This window comes from Pseudomonas sp. PB120, from assembly GCF_009761815.1.
Lineage (GTDB): Bacteria > Pseudomonadota > Gammaproteobacteria > Pseudomonadales > Pseudomonadaceae > Aquipseudomonas.
Genome location: NZ_RWIN01000146.1, coordinates 1 through 8,795, shown reverse-complemented (window position 1 = coordinate 8,795; position 8,795 = coordinate 1). Strand labels below are relative to the sequence as shown.

The 8,795-nt window shown below is 60.0% G+C and carries 7 protein-coding genes; 2 read left to right on the top strand and 5 right to left on the bottom strand.

The features are described from left to right. Positions 1-46 precede the first annotated feature (46 nt). Positions 47-1,231, bottom strand: coding sequence for a murein transglycosylase A (locus EJA72_RS26995; RefSeq protein ID WP_157714924.1), 1,185 nt, complete (start codon positions 1,229-1,231; stop codon positions 47-49). Positions 1,232-1,358: 127 nt separating this feature from the next. Between EJA72_RS26995 and EJA72_RS26990 the strand changes: the two genes are divergently transcribed. Beyond that, a complete protein-coding gene (locus EJA72_RS26990) occupies positions 1,359-1,808 on the top strand; it encodes a cytochrome c (RefSeq protein ID WP_157714923.1) in 450 nt (149 codons plus the stop codon). Positions 1,809-1,846: 38 nt separating this feature from the next. Here EJA72_RS26990 and EJA72_RS26985 read toward each other — a convergent pair whose 3' ends face one another. The 4 genes from EJA72_RS26985 to EJA72_RS26970 form a co-directional block, all read right to left on the bottom strand. Beyond that, positions 1,847-2,242, bottom strand: a complete 396-nt coding sequence (locus EJA72_RS26985) for a DUF1090 domain-containing protein (RefSeq protein ID WP_157714922.1) — start codon at positions 2,240-2,242, stop codon at positions 1,847-1,849. Positions 2,243-2,330: 88 nt separating this feature from the next. Further along, a complete protein-coding gene (gene ligB, locus EJA72_RS26980; protein ID WP_157714921.1) occupies positions 2,331-4,013 on the bottom strand; it encodes an NAD-dependent DNA ligase LigB in 1,683 nt (560 codons plus the stop codon). A 213-nt stretch (positions 4,014-4,226) separates the two neighbouring features. After that, a complete protein-coding gene (metK, locus tag EJA72_RS26975; protein ID WP_157714920.1) occupies positions 4,227-5,417 on the bottom strand; it encodes a methionine adenosyltransferase in 1,191 nt (396 codons plus the stop codon). Positions 5,418-5,435: 18 nt separating this feature from the next. Further along, positions 5,436-6,431, bottom strand: a complete 996-nt coding sequence (locus EJA72_RS26970) for a metalloregulator ArsR/SmtB family transcription factor (protein WP_157714919.1) — start codon at positions 6,429-6,431, stop codon at positions 5,436-5,438. 273 nt (positions 6,432-6,704) lie between these two features. On the opposite strand from EJA72_RS26970, the gene tkt reads away from it, so the two are divergent. Then, entirely contained in the window at positions 6,705-8,702 is a 1,998-nt protein-coding gene (gene tkt / locus EJA72_RS26965) for a transketolase (RefSeq protein ID WP_157714918.1), read from the top strand. Positions 8,703-8,795: the final 93 nt, after the last annotated feature.

Genomic DNA, 8,795 nt, shown 5'->3' with positions numbered 1-8,795 from the left:
GGGAGCCAGCCTGCTGGCGATGGCTATATATCAGCCGACGTAAAATTCAGGGGGTCGCCTTCACCGCATCAGCCACCTGAGGCACTTGCGGCAATGCCGCGCCTTTGGGCCACAACATCCAGATTTGCCCCTGCTGTTTCATGTCGCCAGCCAGTTGCCCGGCCGCCTCGCCGGTACCCCAGAACAGGTCCGCACGCACTTCGCCGGCAATCGCGCCGCCCGTGTCCTGGGCGGCCACCGGGCGTACCAGTGCAGTGCCGTCCGGCCGGGTTGTGGATAACCACAGCAGGCTGCCCAGCGGAATCACTTTGCGATCCACCGCAGCGCTGTAACCCGCAGTCAAAGGCACGTTCAACGAGCCGCGAGGGCCTTCGTTGCTGTCAGGGTTACGGGTGAAAAACACGTAGCTCGGGTTGCTGCCGAGCAGTTCCGGGATGCGCGTCGGATTGGCCTTAGCCCAATTGCTAATCGCGCCCATGGTCACGTCTTCTTTTTTCAGCTCGCCCTGGTCCACCAGCCAGCGACCAATCGGTCGATACGGGTGTCCGTTCTGATCGGCATAGGCAATGCGCAACTGACGGCCATCGTCGAGCTGGATGCGCCCCGAGCCCTGGATCTGCAGGAATTGAAGGTTCATCGGGTCAGTCAGCCAGGCAACGACCGGTGCCTTTACGCCTTTGGTTTCGATGGTCGCCGCATCGTCATAAGGTTTGAGTACGCGACCTTCAAGCCGTCCGCGCAGGCGTTTGCCCTTGAGTTCGGGGTAAATGCTGTCCAGCGAGACAATGATCATGTCCTCGGGGACGCCGTACACCGGGATGTTCGCTACTGCGGTTTGAGTCAGGCTCCCGGGGTAGACCGGCTCGTAGTAACCGGTGATCAGGCCGTTGGGATTGTCGTTGGCGGCACGCAAGCCATAGACGTCGAGGTTCTGTTTGAGGAAACCACGAATCTCGCTGGCGGTTTGCGGCACATTGGCCGCAGAGGCACAGGTCGAGCCCCAGACCGGATCGGCCTTCAGTCGGGTGCAAGCGCTGCGCCACGAACCGAAGCCGGCGACCAGGTCATTGTCGGACACCGACGGAAGCGCTTCCCAGGTAGCGCTCGAGTAGGTGGCCAGTGCGTGAGTCTTTGGTTTGTTGTTGTCGCCACCGGTGCAGCCAGCAAGCACGGCCACCATCGGAAGCGTCCAGGCCAGGCAGTGACGCCATGCCTTGAGACGGCTGTTCATGGAGTTATTCCTTTGTCGGTCGAGTGAGTGCTCCATGCGCTCAAACAACCCGTAATGATAATAGGGCTATTGGTCTTTGCCGATGACGCGGGGATACTGGCCGCCGTTCCCGTGACCTGAAACCACCATGACTCTTAAAAGACTTTCCGTTGTATTGCTGGCCTGCCTGACATTGTCCGCGTGCGGCGGTGTCGACCCCAATTCGCCGCTGGGTCAGCGCAAGGCCATTTTCAAGCAGATGCTCAAGACCGGTGAAGACCTGGGTGGCATGCTGCGTGGCCGCATTGCGTTTGACGGACCGAAATTCGCGGAAGGTGCCGAGAAACTCGACGCCTTGTCCCATGAGCCCTGGAAGCATTTCCCGCAGGTGCGTGAAGAAGATCACACCAGCGCCAAAGACAATGTGTGGCAGCAGCAGGCACGCTTTCAGGAAATGGCTCGTAACCTTGAGGCCGCTACCGGTGAGTTGGTGATCGCCAGCAAGGTTCAACCTTACAAGGCCAGCAATCTGGGGCCTGCGGTGCAGAAGGTCGAAGATGCCTGCAGTGCCTGTCATAAGCAGTTTCGGGATCATTAATTGGCTGCCTCAGACTCGAGACAGCCTCTGGCTTTTACTTACTTATCCAGCTCGTCGAGCGCGTCCTGCAATTCCTTGCGGGACTCGGCGAGCTTGTCCTTGCGCTTGTTGATCTTCTCCGGGTCGCCTTTTTTCATGGCCTTGTCGAGATCTGCCTGACGTTTGCTGACTTCGTGCTTGGCGTCCAGCACCTTGTTTTCCCGTTCTTTCTTCAAGGACGCTTCGGTGCAGTGAGCGGTGACTTCGTTCAGGGCCGTCTCCAGGCCTGCCTGCTGATCGGCATTACCATGGGCTTTGGCCAGTTCGATCTGGTTGATGATGCCCTGCTTTTTGGCGGCGCACCCGGTCAGTCCCGGAGCCTCTTCGCCGGCCATCAATGGGGTAGCCATCACACTGCAAAGGGCCAACAGGGCGAGCGGTGAAAGAAATTTCATAAAAGCTCCATGGTGAAAAGGCAATCAGTCTGATGGCAATGAGCTGTTGGAGCTCGCCGCCATCATTGGGTTCCCGGCTGGGCGGGCATCATCGGCTGTCAAAGCCGTCAATCCCCGCAACACGTAATGATTCACTCAAGGCCAGCACCTGCGGGTCGCGGAAAAACGCGCTCAATTGCGCTGCGCGTCCGGGGCCGATACCGGCTTCAGCCTGCCATTGTTCGGTGCTGCGTTGCGCCAATTCCTGCCATGAATCGGCAAGTTTTGCCTGGCCCGTCGGTGGCAATCCCAAGGCTTTGAGCCAGCGAGCGAAAGGGCGTTGCCGGGCACTGTCGAAACTGTTTAAAAGGCGGGCGCTGTTGCGCTCGCCGAAGCCGTTAATGGTAGCAAGCTCTTGGGCATCGAGGGTCAGCCAATCCAGCAGGCCTTTTAGATGGCCTGTTTCTAAAAGTTTCTCCCACGTTCCGGCACCGACATAAGGCAACGCCAGCCCCTGCTTGCCGCTGAGCCAGGTCAGGCGGGCGAGAAATTGGCTTTCGCACCCCGGCGTCGGTTGCCAGCAACTCAAGGGATGAAAATCAGCCGCCACCGGCACGTTCAGCTCGGGTCGTTCGGTGGTGCGCAGAATGACGTCGTCGAGCCGTGGAATGGTCAGCCCCGCCAGGCTGATGGATACCTGATCACCGGGGCGGATGTCCAATTGCTCCCAGCGTTGCAGGGAGCTGACACTGACGCGCTGGATCAGTCGGTCATCGAGCGTCACTGGTTTCAACTCCAGCACCGGTGTGATCCGCCCCGTGCGCCCGATCTTGAAGTCGACGTTGCGTACCTGGGCGAGTGCCTGAGCGAAGGGGTATTTCCAGGCAGCAGCCCAGTAAGGCGTTTTTGCCTGCCAGCGTTCTGCCGGTGGGCGTCGGCTCTGTCGCAGGACAACACCGTCGCTGGCAAAGGGCAGGGGCGTGCGATACCAATGATCGCGCCACCGTTCGGCATCGGCCAGGGTCTTGATCGCTTGGCTGTACGGTACCGAGCCTGGTAAACCGAGTTTATCCAAAGCCGTCAGGCGATCGGGTAATTCGGCCGGGCCTTGTGGCCAGTCCCAGACAAACAATCCGATACCGGCCGCTTGTTCCGGGTCGAGTGCCTTGCGGGCCATCAGCCCGGCTACCGTGGCGCGAGCATTGAGACTGCCGGCGCTGGTTTGCACATGGCCAGTCAGTCGCCAATAGAGTTCGCCTTGAACCAGTACATCCAGAGGTTCTTTCAGTTGTCGGGGAATGGCCGGAATCAGTCGCGCGGAGGGCGTCCAGTCCTGTCCGCTTACGCCGTCACCGCGACTGATTGCCTGGTGCAGCACGCCTTGGCGATAGATCAGCGTCACGGCTACCCCGTCGACCTTGGGCTGTACCCAGGTGTCCTCGCGGTCACGCAGCCAGGTTTCAACGGCTCGACCATCACGCAGTTTTTCCAGGCCGGTGTGGGCGACAGGATGGGCAATCTTGCCGCCAGCGGTGCGCAAGGGTTCGGGTGACAGTCCCAAGCCGAAGCATTCGCGCCATTGGATCAATTGAGCGCGGGACTGATCGTAGAGGTCGTCGGCGACCAGTGAGCGACCACTGCGGTGATAGTTGTCGTCCCATAAGTCGATTTGTTTTTGCAGGGCGGTGATTTCGTCCTGAGCTCGGGTGGGGGACCAATCGGGGCAGTCGGCTGCGTGTGAGGTCAGGCAGATCAATGCCAGAGAGATAAAAAAGTACAGGCGTAGAAGCATGGTGAGCGTCCTTGCTCAGGGGAATGCTTGAAGGCTAGTCACTATTTTTTGGTGGGGCGGGTGGGTGTTTTGCCTGGTATTTCTGGTGGTGACTGAACTGGCCTCATTGCGAGCGGGCTCGCTCCCACAATGTTCCTTGTTCGCTCGAACGCAAGGCAATAAAAAGCCCCGCGCGGCGAACCGTGCAGGGCTTTGGGTACCGCCGGGGAAGTCTTACAGGCCGGCAGCCAGACGAAGGTCGTCGGCGCGGTCGGTTTTTTCCCAGGTGAACGTGGTGAAGGTGTCTTCGCCCACGGTCTTGGTGGCCGGGGTGCGACCGAAGTGGCCGTACGCAGCGGTTTCCTGGTACATCGGGTGCAGCAGGTCGAGCATGGTGGTGATTGCGTATGGACGCAGGTCGAACACTTCACGGACCAGTTTGACGATTTTGTCGTCGCTGATTTTGCCGGTGCCGAAGGTGTTCAACGAGATCGACGTAGGCTGAGCAACACCAATCGCGTAGGAAACCTGAATCTCGCAACGCTCGGCCAGGCCGGCAGCCACGATGTTCTTGGCAACGTAACGACCCGCGTAAGCGGCCGAACGGTCAACCTTCGATGGATCCTTGCCGGAGAACGCGCCGCCGCCGTGACGGGCCATGCCGCCGTAGCTGTCGACGATGATCTTGCGACCGGTCAGACCGCAGTCACCTACCGGGCCACCGATGATGAACTGGCCAGTCGGGTTGATGTGGAACTGGGTGTCCTTGGTCAGCAGTTCGGCAGGCAGTACGTGCTTGACGATCAGCTCCATCACGCCTTCGCGCAGGTCGTTGTAGGAGACTTCAGGGTTGTGCTGGGTCGACAGTACAACAGCGTCGATACCGACAACCTTGCCGCCTTCGTAACGGCAAGTCACTTGCGACTTGGCGTCCGGGCGCAGCCAAGGCAGCAGGCCGGATTTACGGGCTTCAGCCTGACGCTGCACCAGCTGGTGCGAGAAGGTGATCGGTGCTGGCATCAGCACGTCGGTTTCGTTGCTGGCGTAGCCGAACATCAGGCCCTGGTCGCCGGCGCCCTGATCTTCAGGCTTGGCACGGTCAACGCCCTGGTTGATGTCAGGGGACTGCTTGCCGATGATGTTCATCACACCGCAAGTGGCGCCGTCGAAGCCGACATCGGAGCTGTTATAGCCGATGTCCAGAATGACGTTACGCACGATCTCTTCCAGGTCGACCCAGGCGGACGTGGTGACTTCACCCGCGATAATTGCCACGCCGGTTTTCACCAGAGTCTCGCACGCCACACGGGCGAACTTGTCTTCGGCAATGATGGCGTCCAGCACCGCATCGGAAATCTGGTCGGCGATTTTGTCCGGATGCCCTTCGGACACGGACTCGGAGGTGAAGAGGGAGTATTCGCTCATCTCGATTGTTTCCTGAATTTACCGATGGTGAGTGTCGCCAGTTGGCCGCTGAAAGTGGCGGACCTGAATCTGGAAACCATTACGTAAACCTACATAGAGGCTTTCCCCGGGAACGAGTCCCGCAGCGGTGGCCCAACGGGCCAGATCGTCCTGTTCAAACCCCAACCAGAGATCACCGCAGGCCTCCCTGGCCCAACTCTGGTTGTGGCTACATAACTCTGTCACGAGCAGGCTGCCGCCCGGTTGCAGCAAATCCGCCATGTGCTTGAGCGCTTCGGCCGGCGCGGCGAAATGATGCAGCACCATGTTCAGTACAACGCAATCGGCCTTGAGGCTTACGCCATTCAATGCATCGGCCAATTGCAGGCTGACGTTAGCCAGCGTTTCACGTTCGCAGACCTCGCGCGCCAGATCGAGCATCGCCGGGCTGTTGTCCAGCGCCGTCACCTGGGTGAAGCGCCGCGCCAGCTCCGGCAAAAATGCACCATCCCCGGGGCCGACTTCGATGGCCGTCGCGCCTTCACTGAAGTTCAGCTTGTCGAGCAGCGTCACCACGCTTTCGCGGTATTGCGGCAAGCCGGCGATCAAGTCTTGCTGGGCGCGAAACTTCTCCGCCACCCGTGAGAAAAAGTCCTGGCTGGCGGCGGCTCGTTGCCCGTGCACCTGACCGATCCGCGACTGCACATCGGCAGGCAGGGTCAGGTTGTCCGCTTCTTCCAGCAAGGCCGTGTGCAACTTGCCGCCCAGCTGTTCGATGTGGGGCAGGGCGCGACGGTAGAAAATCGCGTTGCCTTCACGGCGTGTCGCCACCAGGTCGGCCTGCGCCAATACCTTGAGGTGGTGACTCATGCCCGACTGGCCGATGCCGAAGATCTGCGCCAGTTCCAGCACGCCAAACGAATCGTTCGACAGCGCGCGCAATACATTCAGTCGCAACGGATCACCGCCAGCCTTGCACAAGGCTGCCAGCTCATCGCAATCGTCATGTTGAATGGAAGGCGCAGGTAAATTCATAAGGCCAGCAGTCTAGTGATGGTCAGAAATCATCGCAAGAGCAATATCAAAAAGTTTTGATATTGCTCGATAGATGGCACTTCTCGTGGAAAGGGCCACTCTACAAACCGTCAGCGGAAAGGTTTCATCAGGCGAATGCGAAGTTATCCACCGGAAAAACGCGTTCAGATGACTATCTGTCATTGCCCCGAGGCGGCCCGGTGAGGGAAAATGCTCGCCTTTTTTCCGTTTCGTTTTATTCACTCTCGATTCAATATCCGCAGGAGAACAGCGATGCCCAGCCGTCGTGAGCGTGCCAACGCCATTCGTGCCCTCAGCATGGATGCCGTGCAAAAAGCCAACAGCGGCCATCCCGGTGCCCCTATGGGTATGGCGGATATCGCCGAAGTACTTTGGCGTGACTACCTGAAGCACAACCCGAGCAATCCATCGTTCGCCGACCGTGACCGCTTCGTGCTGTCCAACGGTCACGGTTCGATGCTGATCTACTCGCTGCTGCACCTGACCGGCTATGACCTGTCGATCGATGACCTGAAACAGTTCCGCCAACTGCACAGCCGCACTCCGGGTCACCCGGAACTCGGTTACACCCCAGGCGTTGAAACCACCACCGGTCCACTGGGCCAGGGCCTGGCCAACGCCGTGGGTTTCGCCCTGGCTGAAAAAGTCCTGGCGGCGCAGTTCAACCGTGCAGGCCATAACATCGTCGACCACCACACCTACGTATTCCTGGGTGATGGCTGCATGATGGAAGGCATTTCCCACGAAGTCGCTTCCCTGGCCGGTACCCTGGGCCTGGGCAAGCTGATCGCCTTCTACGATGACAACGGCATCTCCATCGACGGCGAAGTCGAAGGCTGGTTCACCGATGACACGCCGAAGCGTTTCGAAGCCTACAACTGGCAAGTGATCCGCAACGTTGACGGTCACGACCCGGAAGAGATCAAGACTGCCATCGAAACCGCTCGCAAGAGCGCGCAGCCAACCCTGATCTGCTGCAAGACCACCATCGGCTTCGGTTCGCCGAACAAGCAAGGTAAAGAAGACTGCCACGGCGCCCCGCTGGGTGACGCAGAAATCGCCCTGACCCGCAAGGCGCTGAACTGGAACTACGGTCCTTTCGAAATCCCGGCCGACATCTACGCCGAGTGGGATGCCAAGGAAGCCGGTCGCGCCGTTGAAGCCGAGTGGGATCAGCGTTTCGCTGCCTATTCCGCCGCTTTCCCTGCCGAAGCCAATGAGCTGATCCGTCGCCTGAGTGGCGAGCTGCCGGCCGACTTCGCCGAGAAGGCCAATGCCTACATCGCTGAAGTGGCGGCCAAGGGCGAAACCATCGCCAGCCGTAAAGCCAGCCAGAACACCCTGAACGCGTTCGGCCCGTTGCTGCCTGAGTTCCTCGGCGGTTCGGCTGACCTGGCCGGTTCCAACCTGACCCTGTGGAAAGGTTGCAAAGGTGTCAGCGCTGAAGATGCCAGCGGCAACTACATGTACTACGGCGTGCGCGAGTTCGGCATGACCGCCATCATGAACGGCGTTGCCCTGCACGGCGGCCTGGTGCCTTACGGCGCGACCTTCCTGATGTTCATGGAATACGCCCGCAATGCCGTGCGCATGTCGGCCCTGATGAAGCAGCGTGTGATCCACGTCTACACCCACGACTCCATCGGTCTGGGCGAAGACGGCCCGACTCACCAGCCAATCGAGCAACTGGCCAGCCTGCGCTGCACGCCAAACCTCGACACCTGGCGTCCAGCCGATGCCGTTGAATCGGCAGTGAGCTGGAAGCACGCCCTGGAGCGCAAGGACGGTCCTTCGGCCCTGATCTTCTCGCGTCAGAACCTGCAGCACCAAACCCGTGATGCTGGCCAGATCGCCGACATCGCCCGTGGCGGTTACGTGTTGAAGGATTGCGCAGGCGAGCCTGAGCTGATCCTGATCTCCACCGGTTCGGAAGTGGGCCTGGCGGTTCAGGCGTACGACAAGCTGACCGAGCAAGGTCGCAAAGTGCGCGTGGTGTCGATGCCTTGCACCAGCGTGTTCGACGCTCAGGACGCCGGCTACAAGCAAGCCGTTCTGCCATTGCAGGTCAGCGCCCGTATCGCCATCGAAGCCGCTCACGCGGACTACTGGTACAAATACGTGGGCCTGGAAGGCCGCGTGATCGGCATGACCACCTACGGCGAGTCGGCGCCTGCGCCAGCCTTGTTCGAAGAGTTCGGCTTCACCCTGGAAAACATCCTGGGTCAGGCTGAGGAGCTGCTGGAAGACTGATCCAGAAGTTGCGTCGTCCAGACTGCAGCTATCGCGAGCAGGCTCGCTCCCACATGGAAACGCATTCCAATGTGGGAGCGAGCCTGCTCGCGA